The organism is Hyphomicrobium methylovorum (genome assembly GCF_013626205.1).
Classification (GTDB): domain Bacteria; phylum Pseudomonadota; class Alphaproteobacteria; order Rhizobiales; family Hyphomicrobiaceae; genus Hyphomicrobium_B; species Hyphomicrobium_B methylovorum.
Genome location: NZ_QHJE01000001.1, coordinates 465,340 through 490,598, shown reverse-complemented (window position 1 = coordinate 490,598; position 25,259 = coordinate 465,340). Strand labels below are relative to the sequence as shown.

The following is a 25,259-nucleotide window of genomic DNA, read 5'->3' as shown; positions in this document are numbered from 1 at the left end:
CTCGATGCCGCCGCGCGCATTGTGCGGGCAGGAAAGCATCTGGATTTCAATCGGATTGCGCAAAAGCCACGATGGCGCGTGCCTACGCACGGGGTCCATTCGGATCGGAGCAGCTTTCGGCTTGTGCTCGGCTCGCGTCCCTCTGTGCCAGAGCCGTGACCGCACGCGAACGCGCAAGCACGAGCTTCGCAGCCTCAGCGGCAAGGTGAGCGTGAACGGGATCGGAGTTCGCCAGAGGGCGCGAAAAGCGAATACCGGCTTTATGCCAGACGAGCCAAACAATGGTCCCCTCAACAGCCAGTTCCGGCGTCAGAGCAATGGTAACGGCATCTCCCGCAGCCAGTCCCGTAACGTGATCGGCGCGCAATCCCGTGCTCGAAAAATCCACGATGGCGATGCGGCGGGACACGCCCCGGCATTCCAAGATGGCAGCGGATTGAAGCGGAAGCCGTTCGTCATTTCTACGAAGGAACTGCCCCGTGATGCGCAAACTCTTCATGGTCGCTCCTTGCCAGTTGACGCGGATGGGAGAGCGCACGCGGCGCCTCGAGAGAGCAAACAAATAACACTAAAGTGCTATTTTGGTATTAACGGAAGCGTCGCCGGTGCGACTTCCGACGTGAGCGCTCGAACATATCTTGTGTGGCTCCTGATTTATAGTAATTTAGTGTTAATACTTTTCGATTCTAGGGAGACGAAGGAATGCGATCGGAGTTAGCCTAGCGGCGCGATCAAGTTGCTGGCGCGTTCGCAGTTCCAGTCGCGACCGCATTCATCGGTGCCAAGCTAACGACAGGAAAAAACCTCGGGCGGAAGGCGCCCGTGCTGAGAATGTCAGTCCTGTCGCCAATTGAAAATGACGCTGATGGCGACGGTGCGCTCGCGCGTACGGCCGTTCATATGATGTGTGAGCGGCGCACGCCCAACATTTCCGAATACCTCGTTCGCCGACATATCGAGCACCGCAAATCGACTGCGGTCGGCGCAGCGAAGCAATCAAAAATCCTGGTGCCGATGTGAACAACGACCGAGACGCGTCCGTGCCGAGAGACGGCCAGCAACAGCTAGCGGCGCGACCGCCGATTGTCGGCTGGAAGCAAATTCAACTGATTGACCAACGCTGCCGCGCGCGTCCTGTTCGGCAGACGAAGTTTCTGCAACACCGCAGTAACATGGCGTTTTACGGTATTCAGCGAGCAGTCGAGGTCTTCCGCAATCTCTTGATTGCTTTTGCCTGCGGCAACGAGAAGAAGCACCTCGCGTTGGCGCGGACTGAGACTGTCAACGTCCGCATGCGCGACCGGCGTGGACTTCGCGGCAAAGCCTATAGATCCGCGCTTCGGCTCCGGGATCGATTGTGCGAACTGTTTTGCCAACGCTTTGGCGATCGTGTCTTGAACGAGCATCGGGTTCAGCGTCACCGGCATGTCCCAGCCCGGCGCGCTATCTCCATCGTTGAAACCACCACGCTCCTGAATCCAGGGTGTGATATCGATATGCATCAGCAGCGCGCCAGCGCCCGCGTCACCGCCAGCCGGAACGCCGACCACGACGAACCAGTTCTTTTCGCGGCCCGTGCGCTTCGAAATGACGAACGAGAGAAGGCTTCTCTTCCGCTTCAGCAGCGCTTGCACATCGGTGCGATGTTCATCGTCGCAATGATCGAAATAGGATTGTCCAGCCTGATAGTCGCCGCTCGACGCAGCAGACTTGCCATAGCCCGGCTCCGGACCCTGCTGCTGCACGTCTGTAACCATCCCGCGTCCATCGACCAGGATCACCTGGACCGACGGTTCGCGAAGGTCGGTTGGAAAAGACATCGTCATTCTCGCCTGACTATGGTTTCGGCCTGACGCTGGAGCACGCGCACAGAAGAACTAGCACCGTCGAATAACGTCGGCGCCGCAATTATGAGCGAGTGCCATACTCAGAAACCCGGGCGATTGCTAGGCCCGGCGCCGAGCGGCTTGTGCACGAGCAGTTATACTCTCGACGAATATCGCCTATTTGCGGCCCCAGAACCCGCGCGCCCCGTCCTTTTGCGATCACACCTGCATCGGTGCAAGTTCGAGCCTGCGCGAAATGCCGTTCGCCCGCAGAAAGACCTCGTCATGGCTGACAACGAGCAGCGCACCATCATAGGCGCGCAATCCGCTCTCCACCGCGTCAATCGAATGATGTCGAGAGGATTCGTCCGCCCATCGCGAGCTTCGCCGTCACGCCAAAGAGACTGGCGATTGTTTCATTTGCGCGGACTTGCAACGCTTTGTGCAACAACCGGAGGAGCGATGGCTGGGATGCCAGGGTTCGAACCTGGGAATGGCGGAATCAAAATCCGCTGCCTTACCACTTGGCTACATCCCATCACTCGCGGCTTCCTAAAGGCGTTTGCGCGTCAGGGCAAGGCCGGCAAAGACGCGGGTATGACAACGCAAAATTGCGCTCCGTCGCGCCCCCTCCATTCCGGGCGTCTCGGAGGGGGCGCTGGCAACCGGCGCAGCAATTTGCCCCGGTCCGAGCGAATCCAGCTCGATCGATGGCGGATGCGTCCAGTTGGGCTGGAAAAGGGCCGGAAACTGAGATGAGGAGGCTTCGAAGGCCTGCGCAACTCATGGCGTGGCCGACTTTTTTCGATTGCATTTAGCCGCGCAAGGGGCGCTTGCGGCCCCGCGATCGGATCGCTATAACGCCCCTCTCTGGAGCATCCGCGAACGCGTATCCTCCGGGAAGCCTAAATTCAGGCTGTCGGTCGGGCGGAGCGTAGCGCAGCCTGGTAGCGCACTTGCTTCGGGAGCAAGGGGTCGGAGGTTCGAATCCTCTCGCTCCGACCAACACTTTCAATAGCTTAGATGAACATCGTCCGGTCACCGCCCGGGTTTCCGCCCGGGAAAGGCAACGGTGCTCGTTGGAATTCGGCGCCCTTCCGCGCGTGCGGCGTTGCCCATCATGGCTGGCGAATGGTGACCGTATGTGTTCCACAAGGTCTCCGGACTCATCCCGAGATAGCTCGCCGCTTCGTTGAGATCGACGCCTGACTGCATCAGCCACGTCGCGCAGGTGTGACGTGTGATGTGCGGCCCGTCCGGCTTATGGCCAGCGCCCGTGGCGACCTTTGCCCACGACTTGTGGACGTCAGCCACTTCCCCTCCGAAATAATGCACCACATTCGTAATGCCTTTCGCCATGTCGGCTTCGCGCCAGCGGCGGAGATGGGGCAGCAATCGGCGATGAATCCGAACCGGCGGCTGAAGTTTTTTTGTCTGTTTTTTTCCGATCGCACGTCGGTGCAGCGTTTCGCTGTCGAGGTCTATCCAGCCACCCGTTGTCGACGGAATCCACCTGAGCGCCATTGTGGCCCCCGGGCGTGTTCCAGAATAGACGCCGATAAGAATCAGACGAACGACGTGCTGGCAGCGCGGGATTCGCCGGGCCGCACGTAGACGGTCGGCTACTTGTTTACGGGTGAGCCAATAATCGACTTTCTGCGGGGATTTGGCCGGCAGGGTGACGACGGGAACGGCGTCGAGAGGCCCGTAGGAACTGGCGTGATAATAGTTGATCGCGGCACGCAGCGTCTTGAGCTCGTGGCGCGCGGTCTGGTCGGTCACATTCTGTTTGACCCGCCATTTAACATAGTCCGCGCAGGACGTTTTGTTGACATCCGAGAGAACCTTTTCTCCCCACCAGTCGAGAACTGAGACGGCCATGTAGCCAATCCACACGCCTTTATCGGATGTGCTCGGGGCGTGCTCGGTGAGATAGAGGTTGATGACGTCGGGGATGGCGGTTTTGCTCAGGCGTCCGTTGGTGCGCGGCGGCTCGTACTTCTGTGTGATGTAACGGGCAAGCGCGCTTTCAGCGCCCTCGCTGTCTCCCTCGCTGCATCCAGTGCTAGTTTCTTGTCCTCGGTCGACAATGACCCAGGTTGCCTGTCTTTGATGGCGGGCGGGTCTGAGAAACAGTCTTGGGCCTTTGGCGCGTCTTGGCATAGTTTCAGCATCTCCCCCAGAGCCGAGTCTGTTACGCCCAATTTGCCCGCAATGCGGGTCGGCCTCAACCGGCCCTTGCGAATCTCTGTGCGCAAGGAGGCAACGGTCCACCGGCCCCGCAACACTTTCGCCACGGCCTCTTTCAGTGAATAGACGGGTTCAATGTCCGCCATCCCTCTACTCCGTCTCTTCTGTGGTTTGGTTCACGCTGACGCCAGCACGCTCGGTGTCTACGTCACGGTCATCGGAAGATTTGACCTGCTGATGGAATCCCATGATCCGGTCGCCGCAGATTTGTGCGACAACGAACCGGTTAGCCGCCTTCTTGGTCACAGGCTTTGATGCCCCGTAATCAACGGCAACATGATCGCAGACAGCAGCCGCCATCGACAGGCCCGCTCTGTAGGCGGTACGTTCACGATGGCTCTGGTAAGATTTGAGGTCGCGCTGCGCAAATTCTTCAAGCGCACACCAATGTTCCGTTGACCGTTCTGACGAAGCAGAGCGCTCGGTGTCGGATTGAATTGAATCTTCCTTACTCATCCTATTTCCCTCCGTCCTTTACCGCTGTGCCGAGAGCCGTGCGTGCATCGGCTTCTTCAATTGACTCGTTCCACCCAACGCGCACGTAAGGTCCGTTAGCGATAACGTCTTCGATGGTCGGAAGGTGACTATTGAGCCCTTCTTTGATTGCCCATTCGAGATCGTATGCGGCGTTGCTGGCGGACTGAATCGTCGTGTCTCTCCTATCCTTGAGGACCTGCCACAACTTCCGTTGAAGCATCGCGTTGCGCGCTTCGAGTTCTTCTACTCTCGCTGTGAGTTGGGAGATCGGGTCTATAGGTCTCGTGTTTATGTCTGCCATGTCTCTATTCAGACTCCTGGTGTGAGAGGGCGGCGCTATTTATCTTCAGGCGGGGGCAGCATCTTCGCATCGGCCACGCGTTCTAGAAGCGTCTGGCCGTCACGTGTGAGCATGTGAGGCATGAACACAGCCTCGAATGACATCAGCCCGCATTCAACGGCGGTAAGCTGTCCCTTGACCCAATCGCGAAGCATTGAATTGACGGCGATCTGGCCTTGGCGCAGCGCGGCTGCTTCGTAGTCCTGCCGTTTCGCGCGTCGCTTGTGGTTCCACGGTTGCTCGCGCATGTACATTGCGGCCCAACCTTTGGCGGACGCCTTTAGCTGCACCGCGCGGCCCCTGTGCTTGAACGCCAACAGAACGGAGTGTTCGGCAAAGTCGTCCATGATGCCGACGCTTTCGCATCCGAATCGTTGCAGCATCTTGGTAATCTCAGCGCGGGCTTTGTCACCACTGGTTGCGCTCGCGTACGGAACCGCCATCTACCCCTCCTTTTCCGTACTGGATGGGAGAGAGGCGCCGTGTTCGCGGAGCGCTTCGGCGATGCCTTTTACGTGCTGCGCAAGTTCTTGCGTGGCATCGACATCGCCTGCAACCTTTGCGAGCTCTACCGCCAGCCCCTCGAACAGCATCCACGCTTCAACGACGATCCGGTCGTCTTTTGGCGTCGTCTCAGACATCGGCTTTCTCCTTTGCTTCCTCTATCGCTATGAGCGCGGACACGATTGCGAGCAACGTGGCGTGCGTAGCTAATCGATGGCTCGCGAAAACATCGTCATGCGGAGTCCGCTTCAAACAGCGCCGATAGACCCGCGCCTGAAAGTCGTCTTGATGCTGCTGGCGGATGTCGAATAGCCACCTCGGCAAGACACTCCGCATCAGCGCCACGCACGCTCCAAGGCCGTCAGGGTCGGTGGTGTAATCATATGGGTGCAAGTCGCCACCCCAGGGCACCAAACTATCATCATAGTGATTGAGTGCCGTGGATATGTCCTTGTCCAACTCGCTATCGGGCCCTGTTGCTTCCCGGAGTCGCGTCTGCAAAGAGCGTAGTGTTTCGATGCGAGTCACCCGATGATCTCCCCCGTCGTGCTGCGCGGATCTGGCGCTTCCTCAGTTAGTTCTGGCGCCAAGCCGATCGGGATAAATACATGCTCGTAAGTCGCTTCGAAGATGTCCGGCTTGCACGGATAAAACTCGCCCTTAACGCCACAAATGATCCAGTCGCCCGGCGTCGCTCGATGGTTGCCCTCAAGCGTCGGTATTGTGATGTCGGTATCGTTGAAGAGCCATCCTGCGATGCTCGCTCCCTGCTGTGCCAGCCAGTTCAGAACGCGGTTCGTGTCTTCGCGCCCTCTCCATTGAACGGCATCGACCACGACCGGCTTCTTACGAAATCTCATCTACTCTCCCTCCCGAGTTGCGATAGCTGTTCGAATTACCCCTTGAGCAGCGCGGTAAACATCTCTTGCTTCGTCAATCGTTTTGATCTCCCCAGTGTGGTAGGGGTAACCAAGCGCATCGCTCATCTTCGCGTAGACCTTTCCGCGGCGTAGGAGGCCAGACTTCCAAAGCGGGTCGATCAGTTCGTGGATTTTGATGCGCGCGTATTTGATCTCGTTGGACGGGATGTTGCCGAGCGGCTTTGTTGGGTTTTTGGTCTTGTGATGTGTGCCAACGTGATTGCCGCAGCCGTCGCATTTCCAACGCGGAACGTCAGCAAGATCTGACCGATGCGGATAGACTTCCGCGCCGCTCGTCAGTCGTGCCTCGACATCGCGAGCGCAAGTGCAGCACCAGATCAGCATCTACTCTCCCTCCTTGAGAGAGGCGAGGGCGCGAATGTCTTCGGCGATCAGATTGCACGCGCCGCGCATTGCCCGCTGCAAATCGCGCAACTCAAATCGCTTGCGGTTGCCCCACTGTACGCCGTGATTTTCGCCGAAGGCTTCCGCGGTCTTCGCGCATTCCTCTATGGCCTTTGCCTTCGCATCAGCGAGTTGTGCGCGTAGAGACGTGATCTCGTCTTGGTGCTTCGCGCAGGTATTCATCAGCGCGCCGATCGTGTTGCGTGACGTGAGCCAAAGGTTGGCCTTGGTCGCTGCATCGTGCATTGCAGAGTATCGTGCATCGGCGTTCCGCCCGCGCGATGCGTCGGCCGCGTCTGCAATCACTCCCCACATCGCGCGGAAGCCTGCTGCGATGCTAACTGGTTTTGTTTCGGTCTCGCTCACGTCACGTCTCCCTTCTCGGCCGTCTCTGCCGCTAGTCGGTGATCCGCTTCGGTTGAAAGATTGAGCGAATAGCCCACATCGCGCCCTGCTGGATGTTCGTGCGCGCGAGCGCAACCATCCGCTTGTCGATGCCCTTTGCTTCGCGGCCGTCCTGCGTTGTCGCGGCGGTCGGGAGCGCATCGAGTTTGTCGAGCCAGCGCAGATATTGTTCTTCGAGCAGCTTGCCTTCGTTGGCCAGAGCAACATTGTCGTCGGATTGCGGCTGGTAGCCCTTCACGGGCATCGGCTGGTGGTCGGTCATGTCATTGTCCTTTCTGTTGAATGCTCTCGGCCGTCTCTGCATTGCACTTCGGACATGGGATGCCGCGCTTTGCCTTTGCGACGCCGTTGTCCCAATCGATCCATCCGGTGTTGTGCCCGCAGCGCTGGCACTGGAACTCGATTACGCGGTCGCCCGCATCGTGTACGTGCATGCGCCAGACGTGCGGACGGGGCGGCCTCGGAAAGAGCTCTGTCTGCGATGGCATTAGCACTCCGCTCCCTTCTCGGCCGGTGCGAAGTCATTCCACATGACGCGGTAACCTTGGAACGGCAGGCCGTAGCGCTCTCGGAACCAGTCACGCATCGCAGCGAGGTTTGGGAAGCCGTCAATCTTCGCGATGTGATGCGCGTCGCCTGACGGCAATCGGAAATAGCCGGTCGCGAGATAATCCTCGGCGATCGTGATTGGCTCGCAGATCGCGCACGTCGCGGTGCCGATCAGTTCGCAATTCTTCGTCCGCTGCCCGGTGTACAGTTGCAGCGTGTCGCCGGTCTTGCAGCGCGCGCTCTGCCGGATCGTCTGCGTTTTGTGGCCAGACCGAATGTCGGCGGCGAAATTGCGCTGAAAATTGATCGCGACCATCTATTCCCCGGTCTCTGCATCATGTGCAGCCGTATCGCTTGCCGTAGGGATGCTGCTCAGAGCCGTGCCGTCGTCACCCGCTTCGACACCGTCAGCCAGCTTCATTGTGATCCGCATTCCGACAAGCCCGCGGCAGTCGGAATAACTATGTTCGTTTAGCCACCTTTGAGCGAATGGCGAGCTCGGCCATGCGAGCGGGGTTCCGGCGTCGATTGCGTCGGCAATCGCTACCGCTACGGAGCCATCATACGCGCGAGACAAAACACCGAATTGTCGTGCGGTCTTCAGCAGAACGTCTTTGCGGAATAGCATCGTGCCCTGCTCTCCCGCGATCTTCTGATAGTGAATCACGCGATCTTTCGATTCCTTCAGCGCTTCTCTCCGCCGCGCTATCTCTGCGTCTTTCGCAGCGGTGTTGTTGACGGCGGCGACGAAGGCTTCCGCATCGTGAGGCTTCATCCCAAAAGCCACTATCATTTCGTTCGCGTCTTCTACCGCCGCGCCGGTTATCGAACGCGTCACCTTGAGAGGCAGCGCGAAGTCCGGTGCCGGTGCCGGTGCTTTTGCTTCAGTCATTGTGCCTCCACAGCGATCATTCGCTCTACGAGTGCGACAGCCGAGATCTGGAGTTCGGCCGTAGTCTGTTTCAGTGCGTCCCAGGCAGCGTCCCAGGCAGCGTCCCCGGCAGCGGCCCTGGCAGCGTCCCAGGCAGCGTCCCCGGCAGCGGCCCTGGCAGCGGCCCAGGCAGCGGCCCCGACAGCATCCCAGGCAGCGGCCCCGACAGCATCCCAGGCAGCGGCCCAGGCAGCGTCCCAGGCAGCGTCCCCGGCAGCGGCCCCGGCGGCGTACCAGGCAGCGGCCCTAGCAGCGGTCGCATCACGCCGCACCGCTTCGAGCGTCGGCATAAGAGATGGGCACTGAGCAAAGTCGGTGATCTCCGGCAACGCGGCGAGCGCATCGGCCTGGGCATCAAGTTTTGCTAGCCGCAACCACGCAACCGTATGCGTGCGGATCAACCAGTCGGCGGCCATCGTCGCGCGCCGCTGTTCGATTTCCGGCGTGGCGCGCGTACCGACGAGTTTCGGCACGAGCGGGAGCAATAGCCGATTTCGATCTTCGTCGCTCGGTAGCCCGTCGTTCCATGATCTCATAAATGCTGCGATGACGGGACATGCACACGCCGGATGATCCGACCAGGGTTCGCCTGCGATGTACGCCACAGCTTCCATTGCACAAAGTCCATCATCGAATGACGTATGTGAACCCTCTCCGAGAACCGTGATCTGCGAAAGCCGGTTGGTATCGATTTGCGTGTCTGTCATGGCCAATTGTCCGTATCCTTGTGGAAGTAAGCAGCGACGATGAACGCGGTGGTCATCGGCGTTCCTTGTGTGCTAGGATAATTCGCGTCATCGCAGCTGCGTTCGGGCTCACTGCCCACAGCGCTGCCGCAAGTTCGATCGGTTCATCGATCCCGCGATCTCGGAACCATCCTGGTTCTCGCTTTGCGTTCGGTGCATCGATCTCGACGCCGTTGATGTGATGGTTGTGGCAAAGCGGGAGTAGCCAACGGTCAGTTGCTTTCCGACCGACTGAGCGCTCAGCTGCTGCCGGGCCGTGCTTCAAGTGATGCCCCTCGACGCCAACGACATTGCAGCCCGGGATGCAGCAGGGGCATTTTTGGATTGCCAGCTTGTGTGCATCGCTGTTCCCCGGCCGCTTCGCGCGCTTCTCTTTCGGCGCCATTCGTTTCGCCTTGGACCTCTGCATTACCGACGGACGGAAATTCCCGTAGATGCGCTCGCGCGGAACCTCTGATGCCATCACGCTGCCCCCAGGATTTTAACGAGTTGATCCCGAGCGCCGTTCACCTGAACACGCACACGTTCGTGCCGGCAGTCGGATGCTGCAGCCTTTAAAGCCGCGAGAGCGTTCGCGAGTGCGATCCGGTCATTGAGGTCGGCAATCTCAAGCTGGAGCTTTTCCGCCCGCTCTTGTTCGCCTTGCATCAGTTCGTCGATGCGTTCCCTCATGGAGGTCAGTTTGTCGAAGAGATCTGTCATGTCACTTCTTTCCCGTCGGGTTCGTCGCACCAAAACGTCTTGCGCGCGTCGGACAGAAGCTCAGAAACCGCGGAGATTAGGCGGTAAACGTTGTGGTCGCCTTGGCCGCTGTTGCGGATGGCGTCCAGCGCGTCGCGGAGCGCTTCCCATTCTCCAGCGGTCATGGAAATCTTCATTGTGAAAACGATATCGTTTGGGTTCTCGGCCAAAAGGCGCGCGCGCATCATCGGTCGGCTCCGTTGTAAATCTGATCGAGTTCATCGTCGGTGTGGACCACAACCGTCTTTACGGAACGGACATGGATGCCGTCAGACGGTGCAACGCTTGAGCAGATCGCAATCGTTACGAGCGCGAAGACAAAGACGAACAGGAAGGTGCCAAGGGTGTCCATCATTCGAGAACACCCTCCAGAGCTGCAATCTTGTCGAGGAAGTAATCCTTCGTGATTTGAGGAACGCCCGCGTTGTTCATCATCGGAGCGTTGTCGGCCCTCACTTGCTTCAGTTGTTTGAGGCTCCGGCAACCGTCGAGAGCAACCTTGAAAGCGTCCGCCCACGACTTAATGGCGACGTCTGTCAGGGCTTCAGCATTCTTGACCGCACGCGGTTTGTGCTCGGGCTCATGCGGCGTCGCTTCGGCGCTATCGTCCTCAAGCGTTGACATGCCGAGCATCTTGGCCAGGCAATTCTTGACGGCGTTCGTAAACGCCTTCGAGTAATCCTTGTCGTTGAAATCGGTACCCGCACCCCATGCGCCGGTTACGATGCGGTCGGTATCGTCATCGACCGATACAAAGTGACCATCGATATAGACGGCAGTTTTATTGCCGGTGACCTGTACGCCGTCGCGCTTCATGACGGGGTAGAAAACAATGCCGTTGGCGAGTAGAGCGCTTTTTGCGAAAGTGACAACTTGAGCAGAGGTGACGCCTTTGTACTTGGCGACGGTCTTTCCCTCCTTCTTCACCTCGATATCAGCATCGAGCGTGATCACCCTCACATCAGACTGCGCTCTCGCAAGTCTGAGATATACGCTGTCGCTGGGCTTCCACTTCTGAGGGATTGCCGTGCTGTCAGCCATTTCCACTCGTCCATCGTCACCGGACGTAGACGCTGCCACGCTTCCCATATCGTCCAGTGATCCGTCAGCAGGCGTCCGTTCGCGTCGAGCCGAAATTGTTCCGGCGCTGCGAGCTCGCCCGTTTCCCAATCGATCGGCTGTTCCAGATAAATTCGAACCGGTATCCATGTTTTGCTCCACGCCTCCATGCGGCGTTTGAAATACCCACACTCGGGTCCGTCAGCGTGAACCGAGCCATTCTGATTTGAACGCCACCAGGCCAACTGCTCGTCCAATGTCGTCGGACGTCTCATTGCTCATTCGTCTCGAGAAATTCCTTGGACCGGCACAGTTCACTGAGGTCTTTGACATCTTCGAAGCAGCCGGTTTCGACCTGCTGGCGGATCAAGCGGTACTGTGCGCGCCGCCGTTCGATGCGGGCCTTGCTGAGATCGATCTCGGCTGTCGTGATTTGCGCCTCGAATTCTTCTTTCAGCTTTTCGAGGTAGGCGTTCGCTTCCTCAACCGCATCGCGATAGGCAGCTTGCAGCTTTTCGAGTTTCACCTGGGCGTCGATCACCGTCGGCGTTAGGCTCAGCGCCCGCTTTGCCAACTGGTCGAGGGAATAGAGTTGTCGAACGACGGCGGCGGGTTTCGTTTCCGTCTTCGACGCGCGTTCCAGCATGTCGCGAAAGGCGCTGGCACGAGCGGGACGCGCGGTCGGGTCCGCATCGTTCAATCCCAGTGCCTGTCCGATTTTGGTCAGCATCAGAAAACCCCGCTTCACCCAAGAACGAAAACGACGGCCAACGCCAACAGGCCGAAACTTGACGCGAGAACTGCGAGGGCAAACGCCTCGATCAGCCTGCGATCCATGGCGTCACCTCAGTAGAATTTGTGCGTAGAGAAAGAGCAGCGTAAGAGCCGCGTAGACGAGAAGTCCAAACCACCAATCGAAGCGCGTCATGCTGCTTGCTCCGGGTGCCATTCCTTCTCTGCGAGAGAGACGGACCAGTCGTTCAGCTTGTCGTTGATCTCCGGTTCGCATGAGACGGTGATCTCGTGCGCCAGGTGCTTCGCCAGTATGTCGATGAAGTTGGTCGGCGCCGGTCCATTCCAGAATGGGACCTTGAGGTAGCGCGTCACTTGCTTGCGCCGGCCAAGTGGGTTCACCGGGTCTGTGACATAGCCGTCGATCTCAAGACCAACGACTGATCCGTGTTGATCGACGTGCGCGGTTCCGTCGAACATGCCGACGTCGGCGCCATCGATCTGAATGCCGATTTCCTCGAACGGGATTTCAACGGCGTAATCTGCAATGGGGTTCATGATGCGGAGCCCTCGGTGTCTTTGGGTGGTGCTGTTTCCAGCTTCCAGAGTTCGATGAGACGCTTGAAATCGACGTGGGTACTGTCGGAGGCTTCCTCGAACGATCGCCCGGCACGAAGCATGGCGAGCGCGGTTTCCTCCTGAGAGGTCAGGCCGCTCATGCCGCGACTTTGTCGTGTGCAGCCGCTGGCTTTTGATCCTGCAGCTTCAGAAGATCGGTGAGGTCGGCATGGCAGCGAGCGAGGAGCTGTCCCGCTTCGTTCGCGGTGTCGGCAATGCCGGTTTCGTTTTTGTCGTCGGCGCTGAGTGCGCTCAAATTCCGAATGGCGACGCCGATGTAGGCGCGAACCGCGAGGATCTTTGTTTTGGTGAGTGCTGGTGTCTCAGTGCTCATCAGCTTTGCCCTTTGAGATTGGGGACCGGAACGCACCACACACCTCGATGCGTTCCGGACTTCCCCGCTTCAGCTCGTGGCCTGAACCCCCTCGGACCACTCCCCGCGCGAAACCTGAATTTCAAAAAGCCGCCGCCCGGACGGTCGTTCGTGAAGACGGGAATCCCACCATTGGGAGTCCGGGCGGCGGAGTCTCCGGTACGAGCTAGGGACTGGTTCGGGGACAGTCGTTCGCGCCGGTGATTGCGTAACCATACGTTACGGTCACATGCAGGTCAATATAAATCGTAACTAACGGTTACGATTTATTTGGACAGAGAAAAGGCGGACTTGTTGCTGAGTGATAAGCGTAAACGTACGGTACGGTTCGGGAGGTCGCTCATGGCAGGCGAGGGCGAGCTGTCCTTAGTCATCGGCCTGGTCATCAGGGCGTCCCTGGTCGGACGCATTAAAAAGCCCGCTGCGCCGTAGGATACGCAAGACGACGCCTTCGTCCCGGGCGTCGCGTTGCCAAGCGAGATAGTTTACATCGCTCGGCGTCAGGCGGCCGCTGCAACTCCGCTCCGCGCTTTTTTTTCGGATTCGAGCGGGAGCAAGAAGCTCGTAGGTACCTTCAAAAGCTCACACATCCGCATCAGCGTTTCGAAGTTCGGTTCGCTCTGGGCACGTTCATATTTTCGGTATGTGTGTGGTTCGAGGCTTGCTGCAGCAGCGAACGATTCAGCGGAACGGTATCCCGCTTCCTTCCGCGCCTGCTTCAGTCGCTTGGCGAAGGTCTTCATAATTTTCTCGTGTCTGCTCGTAACCATGAGGGCCAGAGTGATTATCCACTGGCCACCGTGCACGGACATTATTGGTCCGCATTCCGTAGGCTTGACCGTACCGCACAGTTACGGTAACGTCAAGTTACGGTAATGGCATCGTCAAACTCATTAGCAGCTTATTTGCAAGTGCGGTTTGATGTGCAACGAGGGTCGCATGACAGACGCTACTGACCTCGACGGAGATGCCTTAGGCGAGCGCTTTCAATCTCTTTTACCAGATAGCGCGTTGCATCCTGAAATTCGCCTGCGACGTGATCGGATTCGACTGGATCGACGCCGGAAATACTCACGCCATCCGTGGTTGCGGTCACTCGTCGATACATTTCTTGGATGGCCGCTTCGGACAGTCCTGAGACTGAGAGCATGGCACCGACCACTTCCGTCATCACGGTCTCCATCGCCTGAGTGCGGACAGCGATCGTGATCTCATGTTCCTGCATTGCGTCCCGTTCCTTCTGTTGAGTTGGCTTTGACACCCTCAGTCTGAAGGTTCGGGGCGCGCGTTTCCAGTTCTGTTCAGTTGCGTGTGTTCCGGCGCCTACCGCCGGGAGCGTTGAGGTGCGCCCGAAAGGGCAACGCGGTTGCATCCCCGCGGACTGGTCATCCCTCAGCGCTTCCTGCCGTGTGCGCGTAGCCCTCCTTGGGCGTTTCCTCCCTCAACTTCCCAGGGCTCCCCAGCCCTGGGCTTTTTGGGCGGCACACATACGAAAAGACCCTCGCTCCAGGGGCAACCAGAGCGAGGGTCAGAACACTAGTCGATTTTGGGGGGTGCAAACTTGACCGGCAACGCTCAACAACTCAGGACCAGTCAACATGGATAATATCGTCGAGGGCAATGGCGATTTCAAGGCCATTGGTCGATTGCCGATTTCCGCCACGGCGAAGTACGTGGGCACAATCATGTGCGCAACCGGTGCGCGTTCAGTTGCCGACGTTTGCGCAATTACAGGATTGCCGAAGTCAACCGTTTATCGTGCGCACAATGAGTTCATCGAGCACGGGTTTGACCTCATTCCCACGAGTCTCACCGTTCTCACTGGTGAGAAAACTGAGAACTCTACCATTCTCACAATTCCCGCCAGTGAGAATCCCACAATTCCCACTGATGAGAAAATAACGGGAAAAACCGTCTCACCATTCTCACCAGTGAGAATTTCAGAGCCGGAGCCTTCGTGCGCCCGAGATATAACTACACGCGCGACTAAAGAACTTCCTTCGGAAGTAAGTTATTTAAATAATAATATCCCCCCTACCCCCCAGAAGCAAAAACCCAAACCCGAATTCGGTCGAACGCAAGCGCTGGAAGCCTTCCACGCCTACAACGACACGGCGCTCGTGTGCGCCATCCCGCAAGCGTCGCGAATGACGCCAGACCGCGAGCGAAAAATCATCGCTCGGCTGAAGGAATTCGGCTTAGACGGCTGGCACCGGGCACTCGCAAACATCAAAACCTCGCCGTTCCTCAAGGGCGAGGGGGGCGACGGAAAATGGCGCGCCAGCTTGGATTTCCTCTTGCAGGCTTCGTCGTTCGCAAAGGTCCACGACGGTGCCTACAGCAGCGACGCGGCCCGTAAATCAACCGCACCGCAGAGCCCGCCGCGCATCCGCTGCGACGATGATTGGAAGGAGCGCATCGCGCTCGAAATGATCGAGCAGGGGCTGACCAATGTCATCAATTGAATCGCTCAAGTCCTGCAAAACGGCCGAGGAAGTTCTCGAATTCCGACGCCTTGCCGAATATCGCGCGCGCTGCTTCGTAAACCCGATGCGTCGGCACGGAACCTCGGGAAAGATGGAGCCTGTTGGGTACGAGTTCGCGGACCGCTTCCTGCCGCATCCGTGGGTGCGGAGCGCGATCTCCGAGGGATGGGGCAAAGAACTCCGCAGCCATCTGGTTCTGACCGTCATGAAGCGAATTCTTCTCGGCGAAGCCTATGGCGATATCGACAGCCTGATGCCCCCGAAACAATGGGTCGACTATGCCCGGGATCAGGCGGCGCAATACCAGCGCGCTGCTGAATGGCAGAAAGCCAATCTCTTAGGCGGCGACCTCAGTGGCTTCCTCCGCCGGTTGATCGAAAAGAACCGCGCCGCTGCACAGGACAACGCCGCATGATCCACGCCAATCAAATCCGCTCCCTATTCCTCGACGGATGCGACACGAAGGAGATCGCACGCCGCTTCAGCATCACAGAAGCGCATGCTTACAACCTTCTCGATACGGCGAAGCGTGCCGGCTACCACGTGACCGTATCAGCCAAGAGCCAGGCGCGCGGCCGCATTCGTGGGGCGCGTGCCTCCAGCATCTCCAACCGGAAAATCCCGGTGACGCTGCCCTCGATTTCGATGTTGAAGGATCAGATATGAGCAACGTCGTCGAACTCAACTGCGAAACGACGTTGGACATCCCGGCGGAGCGGATACTCAGCAAGGCGCTTGGGTCGGAGCTCAATACGGCGATTGTCGTTGGTTACGACAAGGACGGAGACCTGTATTTCGCATCGACGACCGCCGACGGCGGAACCGTCCTCTGGCTGTTTGAACAGGCGAAAATCGCTCTAATGGGGATTACAAACCGATGACCGTGAAAACCTACGCCACAACGCTCGCAACGCATCTCAGGACAATTGCCGATGAGCAAGAGGCCATCAAAGACCTCGTGAACTCAGCAAAGGACGCAGGGGTCAATCCCCGCATGCTTCGCAAGGTTGCGCGAGAGATGATCCTCGATAGCGACAAGCGGTCAAAAATCTGCGAGGACGAAGAGCAGCTTGAGATGTTCCGCGCTGAAGTTGGTTTGACACAGCAGTTTCGTGAGGCTGCAGAATGATGAAAGATCTGATTTCTGTTCTGGAGCGCATCGCCATTGCGCTCGAAAACCCTAACAGAGCCGACGCCCTCATGGCCGAGCACGATGCGAAAATGAGAAAACGCGGTCGGCTTTTGCTGGAGATCGAGAACGACAAAAGGTTTCCTGACATAGGAACGAAGATCCGAGATCCTGCCAATCAGAGACTGCCCATCAATGAAGTTATGATCAACTGGCTGGCTGACGAAGCGAAAGATGCAGCGGCGGTTCTAGACCATTTGCTCTCCAACCCGGATACGTGTGCGCGCATCGGGTATTCCGAAGAGGTGGATGCTCGGCGCCAGCTAGAATCGATCGATGACAAATTGTTCTCCAAAGCAGCGCCGCAGACCACCGAAGCGCTGAGATCAATCTTTGGGAAGAAACAATGACCGGCTACGTCATCAAGCTCGGCAAGGGCGCGAAGATAAAAGGCGGGAAAGTAAAGATGCTCCCCATCTACAGGGATGCGAGCGCGGCCATACGTGCAAAAAAATCCAAGAAGCAGAAACCGATCCGGAGAGTGCCTTGATCTGGTACGCGCTTATGACGACCCCTCAGAAAGAATTCGCGGCAGAGATGGTTCTGCGGCGGCGAGGACATGACGTGTTCGTGCCGGTCGAGACAAAGATCCGCCGCTCCCGAAGCCGCGAGCGCAAGCGCATTGCGGTTACCTACCCGATGATGCGGTCATACGTGTTTGTCGGGTTCGAAGGCGAGCCGCCCTGGTACGATCTCGCACGCCTTGCCGTGATCCAAGGCGTCGTGGGGTTTGACGGCAAGCCTGCACCGATCTCGGAAGCAGCGATTGCGAAACTGAAATCGCTTACTGGACAATCCATCCCGCACGGGCGCTCAGTGAACACGCACAAGGCTTTACGCCCCGGTGACATGGCTGAGATCACGCACGGCGCGTTTTTCGGCAGGATCGTGAAGGTGGTCGGGTTGCGCGGACGCAAGGCTACGATCATGATGGAGTTGTTCGGAGGAGCGACAGAGGTCGCCACCATTCTGCTGGAGAGCCTGGAGGCGGCGTGACGAGCGTATTAGGTGAGTCCAAGCGCGTCCGGCTCCACTGTCCAAACTGCTACCGGGATCGGACCGTAGACGTAGCGTCGATCATCACCGACCGGGACGACCCCAACACACCAGTCGAGGTGATCAGGCGCCGTCTCCGGTGCAGCCGATGCAATGGCAAGCATGTCCAGATCATGGCTCTGTCCCACACGATCGGGCCACCGCTAGACGAACGTGATCTGCGACTACAGACGAACGTAGATCATATTCCCTGTCCCGAGTGCGGGTCTCAGTCGGTGAGCAGGTCATCGCCGTTGCGGCGGCCGATTGTTGATCGTCCCAGGTTCATGCCCGGAGTGATTTACGAATACGACTGTGAAGACTGCGGGAATTGGTGGACCGCTTAAACGAAAAAGCCCACGCCGTTTCCAGCGAGGGCTGATGATCTCTCAGAGCAATCGTTACGCAGCCTTGAGTGATATTCTGAGTTGCTTGCCGTGACGTGTGACACACAACTGATCTTCAACTTCTTGCCGACGCCGAGACGCTGCGCCCTCGTCCATATTCAGCAACCGCGCAAGTTCCTGATGCGAGGCAACGGAACCGCCATTCTCACGCAGAGCTTTGACGACGGGATGATTGCTGAAGTCGATTACCTCCCTCGGCAACGGTTTGCGACGCTTGCCCTTCGGAGGTTCTGGAGCCTCCGGCAACTGTTCGGCAACTGAGGCAATCGTATTGATTTGCTTCGGCAATTGATCGTTGGCGGCAACCAACGGACGCTTGCCCTGCCGGAACGCAAACCCGAGCGAGACGATTGACCCCAGCTCGTAGAACAAACAGTTGAGCAGGGGCTCGAGCAGGATGTACATCGCCATCGCCTTGGCCTTGCTGATCCCGAACAGGGCGGCAAGGTCGGCCATCCGTTCCGCCTTGGCGTTCACCGGCTTCTGAGGGCCGAGCGACCGGATCGAGGCTTCGAGCTGGCCGATGACGACCGAGATGTCGGCGGAGTTGGTTTTCCAGTCCCGGCAGCGCTTGCCACAGCGAGAGCCGGTCATTTCCTTCTGCACTTGAGCGTCGGCAAAGTCCCGCCGTGCGCGCGCGCTTTTCAGTTCGGCCAGTTTCTCCGTGATGGCGGTGTTCGTCGCCTCTGCCGAGAGGTTCGTTTCCTGAAACGCGGTTGCCTGCCGGCCGACACTGTTGGCGACGACGAGGCCCGTGCCGCCTACAAACAGGATCAGGAAGCCGATTGCAGCGACGGGGTTTTTGAAGCCTGCCTCTGCAAGTAGATGACCGGCAGCGATGGTCCCGAACACGCTCAACACTGTCAGGACGTGGTAGGACGACCAGTCCCACGGCGTCAGCAGGGCTGGTCCGAGAAGGATGGTCAGAGCGCCACCCGTGAAGGCAGCGCCAGCGATGAGCGCAAGAGCGCGTCCGCGGAGGGAGCTGGTCATTGTCCGATCTCCGAACGCACGGAGTCTTCGACGATAAAGGAGATGGTCACCGCGAGGCCGAGGAAAACAATCGGCGCGAGGATGACGAGGAGGGCGAGAGTTGCTAGGGTATCCATTGGGTCTTTGCCTTTCGAGACAAGGTGGAGATCAAGAGCCTCGGGAGCGTTCGCGCGCTTCTGGGGCTCGATTGTTACAATACGCAATTATTGCGCGTTTCGTCAAGAGGGAATCCACAAGGATTGCGTATCTTTGTCTTGATATAGCCGGGTTTCGTGCTAAAGGTTGCGTATTGGCAACATAAAGCGAATCATCCCGATGAGCCCGGCCGCATACCGTGAAGCCGTGAAGGCGCTGAAGTACACTCAGACAGAGTTTGCCGAGATGTTGGGGGCCAAGCCGCGCACCGGGCAATATTGGGCGAGCGTCGCCGTACCGGGGCCGGTCGCATTGATCATCCGGCTCATTCAGGCGAGACCGGAACTCCTCGGCGTGATCGAGGAACTAACGGGGAGGAAGCGAGGTTGATGGGCGGCGGTGACCGAGAGGATGGCTACCTCTTAGGAACTTCTAAACCAGACTCACGTTGTCTTGACGGATGGATAAATCATCAAAAATCAATGCTGAGATCCTCCTGCGTATGACAGGAGTTCCGGCCAGAACCGGTGCCGAAAGCCCCTGTCAATTGCAACCGACTTCTGGCGTTAGCCAGTCGTTCGATAGTGTGTGTTCAGCGGAGGATTCCAACGCGCAATCAAATCGGATTCCTCGGCGCGGCGGGCCTGTTCTCCGCCTTGCGTGGAGTGCGCCAGTGCATGGGTAGCTCCGAGACGAATGGCTTGAGACCAAACCTCATGCGTCGGCATACGGGAGCTTAGATCGCCGGTTTCACCAAAATAGAGCGGAGAAAAGTTTCCGTTCGGCAGCTGCTTCGCAAACACGTAATTCGCAGCGACTCTATTGAACGGTTTGCTCATATCGACAAACCAATAGCGATAGGATGCGCCAGATTTTGCTGGCCAATCGATGTAACTCATTAGGCTACCCTTTCTGTGGGTAGCCGATGGCCGCTTGACCCGACTCCGCGTAAGTGTACACTCTGCTTCGCTATCATGAGCCCGTCGGCCATCGGCGGGTTGATATTTGGCCGGGTCGTTGCAAGCGTTCCCGGCCAAACTCATTCATAGAATGATTCGATATATGGCCAGGGGATCTTATTCCGCAGCCATTAGTGACTCTCGAATCACACCCGTCGCTTTGCGCTTAGATTCCGCCAATTATCCTCTTGTGCTGACAGTGCAAATCAGTCTCTAAACGTCATAGTTCGCGTTTACGGGACAGGGTGTGTGTACCCTAAGGACGTAGCCCATCCGGATTTGCCGGACAGCGTGCTCGTCATCCCAGCCAAATTAGGCGCACGCCGGTACTGTCCCTAAAACAACCCCACACAATTCGCATTCGCTGCGGCGGTGCCGGTCACCTCGTGCTGATCGGACCACTCTCCTGATACCCGCCTTTCAAGCCGTTTCTGGCCCGTTCGCAGCGGCCCCCTTTCCCGTGCCCGATTCCCGCAAATACACCCCCAAACCGGGAGACACACCCATGTCCCTTTGGCAGCTCTTCAAGGCCATTCCCCGCGGTATCGCGATGCTCATCGTTGGTATTGGCGCATTCCTCTCCGCTCAGTGGAAGCAATACACACCGTTCGGGCAGATGCTCTGGGTGCTCGCGCTCTTCGCCATCGCGGTCGATAGCGGCATCGCCTACGAGTTCGGTTCGACGCTCAGCTCCCTGCACGCAATCGGCTTCGGCCTTGTCGCGCTTGCGTTCTGCATCCTGCCGGACGTGGCGGCTATGGAGTTTCGCAAAGGTCAGAAGGCAACCGCAGGCTGGATTGGCGTTGCCTGCATCCCGCTCGGTATGGTCGCGCTGCTTACCCACGTCGGCTACTCGGCTTCGATCCGTGTTGGCGACATGCAGCAGTCCTCGGTCTCGAACGTCAAATACGAGGACACCCGCGCCGCTGTCTCTGACGCGGAAGGCAAGATCAAGTTCTTCTCCGATCGCATCGCGGCTCTGAAGGACGCAAACCCCTGGATCACGACGGTGTCGGCTGATGGCCTCAAGGCTCAGGCTCCCGCGCTTGAAGAAGCGATTGCACAGGAATCCCGTCGCGGCGGCTGCGGCCCCAAGTGCCTCGGCCTTAAGAAAGAACTTGCCGACGTGATGGAACGTGCCGGCAAGGCGGAAGAGCTGAGCAAGCATGAATCGATGCTGCTCGCGGCTCAGACCGGCCTCGACAAAGCCCGGGCTACGGCCAAGGCGACGAACTACGTCTCATCCACTGCGGTGAACCACACGGACACCCTCTACAAGGCTGTGAGCCTCGTCGGCGGTCAGTTCGTATCGAGCGTTACGACGGATGAGCGCGAAGCCACGAACACCGGCATCATGGGCGCAAGCTCGATTGCGTTCCTGCTGCTCGCTCCGATGTTCTACCTCTGCGCGGGACTCAACCGGCGCCCGGGTGTGCTGGACGAATGGATCTACGGCGCAAAGGAAGAGGCGTCGTATCCGTACGAAAGTTTTGCGGAGACGGCCGGCCGGTCAGGCGCCCATCTGCCGACTGAGGCGGGCTCGCTTCCCGGTGTTCACAGCAGCGTCTCGATCACCGATGAGCGCGGCATCAGTCAGCTTCGCAAGGACATGGCCTCTCACGCAGATCGCGCTCTTGCGCTTCTGCAGCCTCGTACGTCTGGAGCATTTGCCTAATGGACCTCAACACCGCGCTTCAGCCCGTCCGGCCGCTTACGCAGCTACTGGGCAAGATCCTCATCATCGTCGGGGTGATCATGTTCTTTGGCGTCAATGTCCCCTTCAACCATGCCTGGTGGGAAGTGGGTCTCGCTGGCTGGCTTATGCAGAGCATCTGATGGCGTTTCTCTCCGACACCATTCTCGACGCGGCGCTTGCTATCCTCGACACGGATGGCAACCGCCTCGACATTTGTTCTCAGGAACCGGTTTCTTACGCCGGGGCCACGAGCACCTACACGCTCGGCAACAAAACCTCGTTGTCCATTGGATCGGCAACGGATGCTTCGCCCAACGGCCGCAAGGTGACGGTTGCGGCGATCAGCAACGGTGACGTTACCGGGACTGGTACAGCCACGCATTGGTCCATTGTCGATACGGCCAATTCCAGACTGCTAGCAACGGGATCGCTTTCATCGTCTCAGGCCGTGACCAACGGCAACACGTTCACGCTGGCCGCCTTCGATGTGACGATTCCCGACGCGGTGAATGCCTAATGCCGGACATTGCCAATCTCGTTCATGAGGTTTCGACAACCACGGGAACGGGAAATTTCACGCTCGCGGCCGTGAACGGAAAACAGACGTTCGGCGGTGCTTTTGGCACCGGCGGGTCGGATAGGTTCTATTACTTCATCTCAAACCGGGATGTCTCGGAGTGGGAGCGTGGCACGGGCCACATGTCCAATGCGACGACGCTCGTCCGAGATACGGTTGTCGAAAGCTCAAACGGCAACAGTCTTGTTAGCTTCTCAGCAGGCGTGAAGGATTTAACGAACGATCTCCCTGCTGAAAAACAGGTGTCGTCCGATGATCTCGTTGCGTATGCGCAGCCGCTTGATGGCGATCTCACCGCTATCGCTGCACTGTCTACGGCATCCTTTGGCCGGTCCCTTCTAACACAAGCAGACGCATCGGCAGCGCGTACCACGCTCGGCTTCGGGAAGACCGAACTTCGTGCAGAATGGTTCGGCGTTACCGCTGATGGAACGACCAATGACACCGCAGCGATGGTTGCTGCATTTGCTGCCATGGAGTCCTCCGGGCTTCCGCTGATCCTGCCGCCCGGGATCATCATGGTGGACGCCGGAACACTCATTCTCGGCAACGGCACGACGAGTGCCTACTCAACCAAAAACTGCCAGTGCATCCTCGGTGCTGGGGAAAATGCGTATCTGCCGCCGGGCAGCGGCGTCGTATCGGGCACGATGATTAAAGCGCGGTCGGGAAGCAGCGGCCGAATGCTCGACGTTCGCGGCGGTATCGGCGGCATCAAGATGGCGGGCTTTACCCTTGATGGGTCCGGCGTTGCGTCAGCCTGCCTTTACATGATCGGCGTCTCGCACTCTGACTTTGAACGTCTTACGCTCAAACAGTTCACGACAAACGGTCTGGCGCTCATCGGGCGCGCAACGACAGACAGTAATATCCCATCGTGGTGCGCCAACAATACGTTCAAGAACATCAGCATCACTTCTGATGTGAACGGAAGCTACGCGGCCGGTCTCTATCTGGACGGTGACATCACGAGCAACCGCGATCCGCACCGAAACACCTTTATTGACGTCGTGATCCAGGTGAATAAGACGACGCAAAACTCCTACGGCATTATGCTGGGGATGGCGGATAGCAATACGTTCATCGAGTGCGATTCGAACGTCGTAGGTACCGGTCAGGGCCACCCTCTCTGCCTGCTCAATACAGATGCGGCCTACCCGTTCCCACAGAACAATTTCTTCTATGGTTGTTCGCTTATGGGGAACACGATCCTCGTTGCGGGACCGGGAGACATTGGCGACCATATCTTTGTGAACCACACCACACGTGATAGCGAACCGCTGCCGTCGCACCCGAAGCTGCGTGGGTTCTCCGATATGGGAGAGTTCTTTGGTAAGTGGCTCTTCCAGAGCGCGCCAACGAAGCAAATATTCACATCATCTGGTACGTGGACGAAGCCGACAGGCTGCAAGCTCATCAAGGCGACCATACAGGGTGGCGGAGGCGGCGGCGGGTTTGTGCAGCCAAACGGCGCTACTAAGGGCGCTTCCGGCGGTGGTGGTGGAAGCGGCGGGTTCGTCATCAAGTGGCTGGACGTTACTTCGATTTCCTCGCTGACGGTGGCCGTTGGTGCAGGCGGTGCCGGCGGAACAAGCGGTAACGGAAGTGCTGGCGGCACATCGGGGCTCGGAACGAGTAACGTCTACGGCAAGGCCGATGGCGGTGGTGGAGGGAGTGGGTCTACCACCGGTAATGCGGGTGTGTACACCACACAAGGCGGAGCCGGTGGCGCTGCGAGCAACGGCGACATCAATTGCGGCGGTAACGGCGGAGATGCGGGCTTCATGCTTGAGGCGGCTCAAGGCCTCTCAGGTGCTGGTGCTCCGTCTGCGTTTGGGGGTGCGGCTGCTGCAAAGCGCCAGTGGGGGGGCGGAGCGAATTTGGCTGGTAACGATGCTGTTGGTTACGGGAGCGGCGGGTCCGGCGCCATCGTGACAACGTCGACAAGCGCAGCAAATGGCGGTGCAGGCGGTGCGGGCGTCGTCATTATCGAGGAGTTTTACTGATGGGCGTCGTATCGCTGATCGATAGCGAAGGCGTCGTCGTGAATACCGTCATGCTCGATGACGATGCAGATTGGACCGTTCCTGAAGGCTTGGTACTCATCAGGGCCGCGGCAAACGTCGGTGATACTTGGGATGGCGAGAAGTTCATCGCACCAGTGGTAGAACCGTCCGCACCGACACAGGACGATTACAAAGACGCAGTGCAGGCGCACATCGACGCCGCCGCGCGCAGTCGCAACTACGCCGATGGCGTTTCACTTGCCTCGTACGTGGCGAGCACCGTTCCCGGATGGGCTGCGGAGGCTCAAGCGTTCGTCGCTTGGCGTGATGCTGTGTGGTTCTACGCCTACAGCGAGCTAGCCAAAGTCCTCACCGGACAGCGCGCCCAGCCATCAATTGCTGAGTTTATTTCCGAACTCCCGGCAATCGTCTGGCCTGACTGAGACAAGAACCAGGAATAACGTCCGATGATCGGTAGTTTCGTCGGGGCACCGATCGGCGGGGTTATCCCCCAGGACGAAAGTTTCGCGGCAATCGGGGTAACGGCGACTCCCCGGCTTGGGTCACCGGCTCTCGAGCAACAGCACGATCTCACAGTACTCGGCCTTACGACGACACCGCGTCTCGGCCGTCCCAGTCTTCATGCAATTCATGGGCTCGTTGCCCGTGGCATCCGTCTCACACCAACGCTCGGGCGGCCAGAGCTCACCACCCGCTTCTCCCTGAACACGGAGATCGTAAGTCCGACGGACTTCGGGACGCAGGTCACCACTGGCCGGAGCTTCGACGCAGACATTACGAGCGACAAGGCGCTGACCAAGCAGATCACATCCCCAGTGCCAAAGGTTACGAGCATCACAACGTCTCGGACGCTCCCGAGAGACATCACCGTTTAACCCC

The 25,259-nt window shown here is 58.5% G+C and carries 48 protein-coding genes and 2 tRNA genes; 17 read left to right on the top strand and 33 right to left on the bottom strand.

Annotated elements, in window-relative coordinates; translation table 11 throughout:
* Window positions 1-82: 82 nt before the first annotated feature.
* Window positions 83-499: a PilZ domain-containing protein gene (locus DLM45_RS02575; RefSeq protein WP_181335432.1), complete on the bottom strand. Its 417-nt coding sequence runs from the start codon at window positions 497-499 to the stop codon at window positions 83-85.
* A gap of 323 nt (window positions 500-822) precedes the next feature.
* Between DLM45_RS02575 and DLM45_RS02570 the strand changes: the two genes are divergently transcribed.
* Complete coding sequence (locus tag DLM45_RS02570) at window positions 823-1,020, top strand: hypothetical protein (protein WP_181335431.1); 198 nt, start codon at window positions 823-825, stop codon at window positions 1,018-1,020.
* Window positions 1,021-1,064: 44 nt separating this feature from the next.
* Here the strand turns inward: DLM45_RS02570 and DLM45_RS02565 are convergent, their stop codons facing one another.
* Window positions 1,065-1,820, bottom strand: a complete 756-nt coding sequence (locus tag DLM45_RS02565; protein ID WP_181335430.1) for a response regulator transcription factor — start codon at window positions 1,818-1,820, stop codon at window positions 1,065-1,067.
* Between the two features lie 469 nt (window positions 1,821-2,289).
* Window positions 2,290-2,364: transfer RNA gene (locus DLM45_RS02560), tRNA-Gln, on the bottom strand.
* Between the two features lie 390 nt (window positions 2,365-2,754).
* On the opposite strand from DLM45_RS02560, the gene DLM45_RS02555 reads away from it, so the two are divergent.
* Window positions 2,755-2,831, top strand: a tRNA-Pro gene (locus tag DLM45_RS02555).
* A 33-nt stretch (window positions 2,832-2,864) separates the two neighbouring features.
* On the opposite strand, the gene DLM45_RS02550 is transcribed toward DLM45_RS02555, so the two are convergent.
* The 26 genes from DLM45_RS02550 to DLM45_RS02425 form a co-directional block, all read right to left on the bottom strand.
* Window positions 2,865-3,989 carry a tyrosine-type recombinase/integrase gene (locus DLM45_RS02550; protein ID WP_181335429.1) on the bottom strand — a complete coding sequence of 375 codons (1,125 nt, stop codon included), beginning with the start codon at window positions 3,987-3,989 and terminating at the stop codon, window positions 2,865-2,867.
* 177 nt (window positions 3,990-4,166) lie between these two features.
* Window positions 4,167-4,532 carry a hypothetical protein gene (locus DLM45_RS02545; protein ID WP_181335428.1) on the bottom strand — a complete coding sequence of 122 codons (366 nt, stop codon included), beginning with the start codon at window positions 4,530-4,532 and terminating at the stop codon, window positions 4,167-4,169.
* A gap of 1 nt (window position 4,533) precedes the next feature.
* Window positions 4,534-4,854, bottom strand: coding sequence for a hypothetical protein (locus tag DLM45_RS02540; RefSeq protein WP_181335427.1), 321 nt, complete (start codon window positions 4,852-4,854; stop codon window positions 4,534-4,536).
* Window positions 4,855-4,889: 35 nt separating this feature from the next.
* Window positions 4,890-5,336, bottom strand: coding sequence for a hypothetical protein (locus DLM45_RS02535; protein WP_181335426.1), 447 nt, complete (start codon window positions 5,334-5,336; stop codon window positions 4,890-4,892).
* Complete coding sequence (locus DLM45_RS02530) at window positions 5,337-5,534, bottom strand: hypothetical protein (RefSeq protein WP_181335425.1); 198 nt, start codon at window positions 5,532-5,534, stop codon at window positions 5,337-5,339. It abuts the gene before it with no gap.
* Entirely contained in the window at window positions 5,527-5,925 is a 399-nt protein-coding gene (locus tag DLM45_RS02525; RefSeq protein WP_181335424.1) for a hypothetical protein, read from the bottom strand. The genes DLM45_RS02530 and DLM45_RS02525 overlap by 8 nt, the downstream gene beginning before the upstream one ends.
* A complete protein-coding gene (locus DLM45_RS02520; protein ID WP_181335423.1) occupies window positions 5,922-6,257 on the bottom strand; it encodes a hypothetical protein in 336 nt (111 codons plus the stop codon). Before DLM45_RS02520 ends, DLM45_RS02525 begins: the two co-directional genes overlap by 4 nt.
* Window positions 6,258-6,662: a zinc-finger-containing protein gene (locus DLM45_RS02515; RefSeq protein WP_181335422.1), complete on the bottom strand. Its 405-nt coding sequence runs from the start codon at window positions 6,660-6,662 to the stop codon at window positions 6,258-6,260.
* Window positions 6,663-7,088 carry a hypothetical protein gene (locus tag DLM45_RS02510; protein ID WP_181335421.1) on the bottom strand — a complete coding sequence of 142 codons (426 nt, stop codon included), beginning with the start codon at window positions 7,086-7,088 and terminating at the stop codon, window positions 6,663-6,665.
* A gap of 31 nt (window positions 7,089-7,119) precedes the next feature.
* A complete protein-coding gene (locus tag DLM45_RS02505; protein WP_181335420.1) occupies window positions 7,120-7,389 on the bottom strand; it encodes an Acb2/Tad1 domain-containing protein in 270 nt (89 codons plus the stop codon).
* A gap of 1 nt (window position 7,390) precedes the next feature.
* Window positions 7,391-7,615: a hypothetical protein gene (locus DLM45_RS02500; protein ID WP_181335419.1), complete on the bottom strand. Its 225-nt coding sequence runs from the start codon at window positions 7,613-7,615 to the stop codon at window positions 7,391-7,393.
* Entirely contained in the window at window positions 7,615-7,992 is a 378-nt protein-coding gene (locus DLM45_RS02495; RefSeq protein WP_181335418.1) for an ASCH domain-containing protein, read from the bottom strand. The genes DLM45_RS02500 and DLM45_RS02495 overlap by 1 nt, the downstream gene beginning before the upstream one ends.
* Complete coding sequence (locus DLM45_RS02490) at window positions 7,993-8,568, bottom strand: hypothetical protein (RefSeq protein WP_181335417.1); 576 nt, start codon at window positions 8,566-8,568, stop codon at window positions 7,993-7,995.
* Window positions 8,565-9,314, bottom strand: a complete 750-nt coding sequence (locus tag DLM45_RS02485) for a hypothetical protein (RefSeq protein WP_181335416.1) — start codon at window positions 9,312-9,314, stop codon at window positions 8,565-8,567. The genes DLM45_RS02490 and DLM45_RS02485 overlap by 4 nt, the downstream gene beginning before the upstream one ends.
* Window positions 9,315-9,366: 52 nt before the next feature.
* Window positions 9,367-9,816 carry a hypothetical protein gene (locus DLM45_RS02480; RefSeq protein ID WP_181335415.1) on the bottom strand — a complete coding sequence of 150 codons (450 nt, stop codon included), beginning with the start codon at window positions 9,814-9,816 and terminating at the stop codon, window positions 9,367-9,369.
* Window positions 9,816-10,055 carry a hypothetical protein gene (locus DLM45_RS02475; RefSeq protein WP_181335414.1) on the bottom strand — a complete coding sequence of 80 codons (240 nt, stop codon included), beginning with the start codon at window positions 10,053-10,055 and terminating at the stop codon, window positions 9,816-9,818. The genes DLM45_RS02480 and DLM45_RS02475 overlap by 1 nt, the downstream gene beginning before the upstream one ends.
* Window positions 10,052-10,282 carry a hypothetical protein gene (locus DLM45_RS02470; RefSeq protein ID WP_181335413.1) on the bottom strand — a complete coding sequence of 77 codons (231 nt, stop codon included), beginning with the start codon at window positions 10,280-10,282 and terminating at the stop codon, window positions 10,052-10,054. The genes DLM45_RS02475 and DLM45_RS02470 overlap by 4 nt, the downstream gene beginning before the upstream one ends.
* Window positions 10,279-10,449, bottom strand: a complete 171-nt coding sequence (locus DLM45_RS02465; RefSeq protein WP_181335412.1) for a hypothetical protein — start codon at window positions 10,447-10,449, stop codon at window positions 10,279-10,281. The genes DLM45_RS02470 and DLM45_RS02465 overlap by 4 nt, the downstream gene beginning before the upstream one ends.
* Window positions 10,446-11,048 carry an ERF family protein gene (locus tag DLM45_RS02460; RefSeq protein WP_181335411.1) on the bottom strand — a complete coding sequence of 201 codons (603 nt, stop codon included), beginning with the start codon at window positions 11,046-11,048 and terminating at the stop codon, window positions 10,446-10,448. The genes DLM45_RS02465 and DLM45_RS02460 overlap by 4 nt, the downstream gene beginning before the upstream one ends.
* A 2-nt stretch (window positions 11,049-11,050) precedes the next feature.
* Window positions 11,051-11,428, bottom strand: a complete 378-nt coding sequence (locus tag DLM45_RS02455; RefSeq protein WP_181335410.1) for a hypothetical protein — start codon at window positions 11,426-11,428, stop codon at window positions 11,051-11,053.
* The gene (locus DLM45_RS02450; RefSeq protein ID WP_181335409.1) at window positions 11,425-11,883 is read right to left on the bottom strand and encodes a hypothetical protein; all 459 of its coding nucleotides are present in this window, start codon (window positions 11,881-11,883) and stop codon (window positions 11,425-11,427) included. The genes DLM45_RS02455 and DLM45_RS02450 overlap by 4 nt, the downstream gene beginning before the upstream one ends.
* Before the next feature lie 194 nt (window positions 11,884-12,077).
* Window positions 12,078-12,443, bottom strand: coding sequence for a hypothetical protein (locus DLM45_RS02445; protein WP_181335408.1), 366 nt, complete (start codon window positions 12,441-12,443; stop codon window positions 12,078-12,080).
* Complete coding sequence (locus tag DLM45_RS02440) at window positions 12,440-12,604, bottom strand: hypothetical protein (protein ID WP_181335407.1); 165 nt, start codon at window positions 12,602-12,604, stop codon at window positions 12,440-12,442. Before DLM45_RS02440 ends, DLM45_RS02445 begins: the two co-directional genes overlap by 4 nt.
* Window positions 12,601-12,837 carry a hypothetical protein gene (locus DLM45_RS02435; protein WP_181335406.1) on the bottom strand — a complete coding sequence of 79 codons (237 nt, stop codon included), beginning with the start codon at window positions 12,835-12,837 and terminating at the stop codon, window positions 12,601-12,603. The genes DLM45_RS02440 and DLM45_RS02435 overlap by 4 nt, the downstream gene beginning before the upstream one ends.
* Window positions 12,838-13,376: 539 nt before the next feature.
* Window positions 13,377-13,619, bottom strand: a complete 243-nt coding sequence (locus tag DLM45_RS02430; protein ID WP_181335405.1) for a helix-turn-helix domain-containing protein — start codon at window positions 13,617-13,619, stop codon at window positions 13,377-13,379.
* 206 nt (window positions 13,620-13,825) lie between these two features.
* On the bottom strand, window positions 13,826-14,101 hold the full coding sequence (locus DLM45_RS02425) for a hypothetical protein (protein WP_181335404.1): 276 nt from the start codon (window positions 14,099-14,101) through the stop codon (window positions 13,826-13,828).
* 373 nt (window positions 14,102-14,474) lie between these two features.
* Here DLM45_RS02425 and DLM45_RS02420 point away from each other — a divergent pair, with 373 nt between their 5' ends.
* The 8 genes from DLM45_RS02420 (at window position 14,475) to DLM45_RS02385 (ending at window position 17,547) form a co-directional block, all read left to right on the top strand.
* Complete coding sequence (locus DLM45_RS02420) at window positions 14,475-15,341, top strand: helix-turn-helix domain-containing protein (protein WP_181335403.1); 867 nt, start codon at window positions 14,475-14,477, stop codon at window positions 15,339-15,341.
* Entirely contained in the window at window positions 15,328-15,777 is a 450-nt protein-coding gene (locus DLM45_RS02415) for a hypothetical protein (protein ID WP_181335402.1), read from the top strand. Before DLM45_RS02420 ends, DLM45_RS02415 begins: the two co-directional genes overlap by 14 nt.
* Entirely contained in the window at window positions 15,774-16,028 is a 255-nt protein-coding gene (locus DLM45_RS02410; RefSeq protein ID WP_181335401.1) for a hypothetical protein, read from the top strand. Before DLM45_RS02415 ends, DLM45_RS02410 begins: the two co-directional genes overlap by 4 nt.
* The gene (locus DLM45_RS02405) at window positions 16,025-16,243 is read left to right on the top strand and encodes a hypothetical protein (RefSeq protein WP_181335400.1); all 219 of its coding nucleotides are present in this window, start codon (window positions 16,025-16,027) and stop codon (window positions 16,241-16,243) included. The genes DLM45_RS02410 and DLM45_RS02405 overlap by 4 nt, the downstream gene beginning before the upstream one ends.
* The gene (locus DLM45_RS02400) at window positions 16,240-16,491 is read left to right on the top strand and encodes a hypothetical protein (protein ID WP_181335399.1); all 252 of its coding nucleotides are present in this window, start codon (window positions 16,240-16,242) and stop codon (window positions 16,489-16,491) included. Before DLM45_RS02405 ends, DLM45_RS02400 begins: the two co-directional genes overlap by 4 nt.
* Before the next feature lie 71 nt (window positions 16,492-16,562).
* On the top strand, window positions 16,563-16,901 hold the full coding sequence (locus DLM45_RS02395) for a hypothetical protein (protein WP_181335398.1): 339 nt from the start codon (window positions 16,563-16,565) through the stop codon (window positions 16,899-16,901).
* On the top strand, window positions 16,898-17,041 hold the full coding sequence (locus DLM45_RS02390; RefSeq protein WP_181335397.1) for a hypothetical protein: 144 nt from the start codon (window positions 16,898-16,900) through the stop codon (window positions 17,039-17,041). Before DLM45_RS02395 ends, DLM45_RS02390 begins: the two co-directional genes overlap by 4 nt.
* Window positions 17,038-17,547: a transcription termination/antitermination NusG family protein gene (locus tag DLM45_RS02385; RefSeq protein ID WP_181335396.1), complete on the top strand. Its 510-nt coding sequence runs from the start codon at window positions 17,038-17,040 to the stop codon at window positions 17,545-17,547. Before DLM45_RS02390 ends, DLM45_RS02385 begins: the two co-directional genes overlap by 4 nt.
* Before the next feature lie 8 nt (window positions 17,548-17,555).
* On the opposite strand, the gene DLM45_RS02380 is transcribed toward DLM45_RS02385, so the two are convergent.
* The 3 genes from DLM45_RS02380 to DLM45_RS02370 all read right to left on the bottom strand — a co-directional run bounded on the left by DLM45_RS02380 (window position 17,556) and on the right by DLM45_RS02370 (window position 19,189).
* Complete coding sequence (locus tag DLM45_RS02380) at window positions 17,556-17,711, bottom strand: hypothetical protein (RefSeq protein ID WP_181335395.1); 156 nt, start codon at window positions 17,709-17,711, stop codon at window positions 17,556-17,558.
* A gap of 276 nt (window positions 17,712-17,987) precedes the next feature.
* The gene (locus tag DLM45_RS02375) at window positions 17,988-18,986 is read right to left on the bottom strand and encodes a hypothetical protein (RefSeq protein WP_181335394.1); all 999 of its coding nucleotides are present in this window, start codon (window positions 18,984-18,986) and stop codon (window positions 17,988-17,990) included.
* Window positions 18,983-19,189, bottom strand: a complete 207-nt coding sequence (locus tag DLM45_RS02370) for a hypothetical protein (RefSeq protein ID WP_181335393.1) — start codon at window positions 19,187-19,189, stop codon at window positions 18,983-18,985. The genes DLM45_RS02375 and DLM45_RS02370 overlap by 4 nt, the downstream gene beginning before the upstream one ends.
* 112 nt (window positions 19,190-19,301) lie before the next feature.
* On the opposite strand from DLM45_RS02370, the gene DLM45_RS02365 reads away from it, so the two are divergent.
* Entirely contained in the window at window positions 19,302-19,511 is a 210-nt protein-coding gene (locus DLM45_RS02365; protein ID WP_181335392.1) for a helix-turn-helix domain-containing protein, read from the top strand.
* A gap of 176 nt (window positions 19,512-19,687) precedes the next feature.
* Here DLM45_RS02365 and DLM45_RS02360 read toward each other — a convergent pair whose 3' ends face one another.
* Window positions 19,688-20,020, bottom strand: a complete 333-nt coding sequence (locus DLM45_RS02360) for a hypothetical protein (protein ID WP_181335391.1) — start codon at window positions 20,018-20,020, stop codon at window positions 19,688-19,690.
* Between the two features lie 565 nt (window positions 20,021-20,585).
* On the opposite strand from DLM45_RS02360, the gene DLM45_RS02355 reads away from it, so the two are divergent.
* The 6 genes from DLM45_RS02355 to DLM45_RS02330 are packed head-to-tail and all read left to right on the top strand — an operon-like array spanning window position 20,586 to window position 25,255.
* Window positions 20,586-21,755: a hypothetical protein gene (locus DLM45_RS02355; RefSeq protein ID WP_181335390.1), complete on the top strand. Its 1,170-nt coding sequence runs from the start codon at window positions 20,586-20,588 to the stop codon at window positions 21,753-21,755.
* Entirely contained in the window at window positions 21,755-21,916 is a 162-nt protein-coding gene (locus DLM45_RS02350; RefSeq protein WP_181335389.1) for a hypothetical protein, read from the top strand. Before DLM45_RS02355 ends, DLM45_RS02350 begins: the two co-directional genes overlap by 1 nt.
* Complete coding sequence (locus DLM45_RS02345; RefSeq protein WP_181335388.1) at window positions 21,916-22,293, top strand: hypothetical protein; 378 nt, start codon at window positions 21,916-21,918, stop codon at window positions 22,291-22,293. The genes DLM45_RS02350 and DLM45_RS02345 overlap by 1 nt, the downstream gene beginning before the upstream one ends.
* Entirely contained in the window at window positions 22,293-24,359 is a 2,067-nt protein-coding gene (locus DLM45_RS02340) for a glycine-rich domain-containing protein (protein WP_181335387.1), read from the top strand. Before DLM45_RS02345 ends, DLM45_RS02340 begins: the two co-directional genes overlap by 1 nt.
* Entirely contained in the window at window positions 24,359-24,802 is a 444-nt protein-coding gene (locus DLM45_RS02335; protein ID WP_181335386.1) for a hypothetical protein, read from the top strand. The genes DLM45_RS02340 and DLM45_RS02335 overlap by 1 nt, the downstream gene beginning before the upstream one ends.
* Before the next feature lie 24 nt (window positions 24,803-24,826).
* The gene (locus tag DLM45_RS02330) at window positions 24,827-25,255 is read left to right on the top strand and encodes a hypothetical protein (RefSeq protein ID WP_181335385.1); all 429 of its coding nucleotides are present in this window, start codon (window positions 24,827-24,829) and stop codon (window positions 25,253-25,255) included.
* Window positions 25,256-25,259 lie beyond the last annotated feature (4 nt).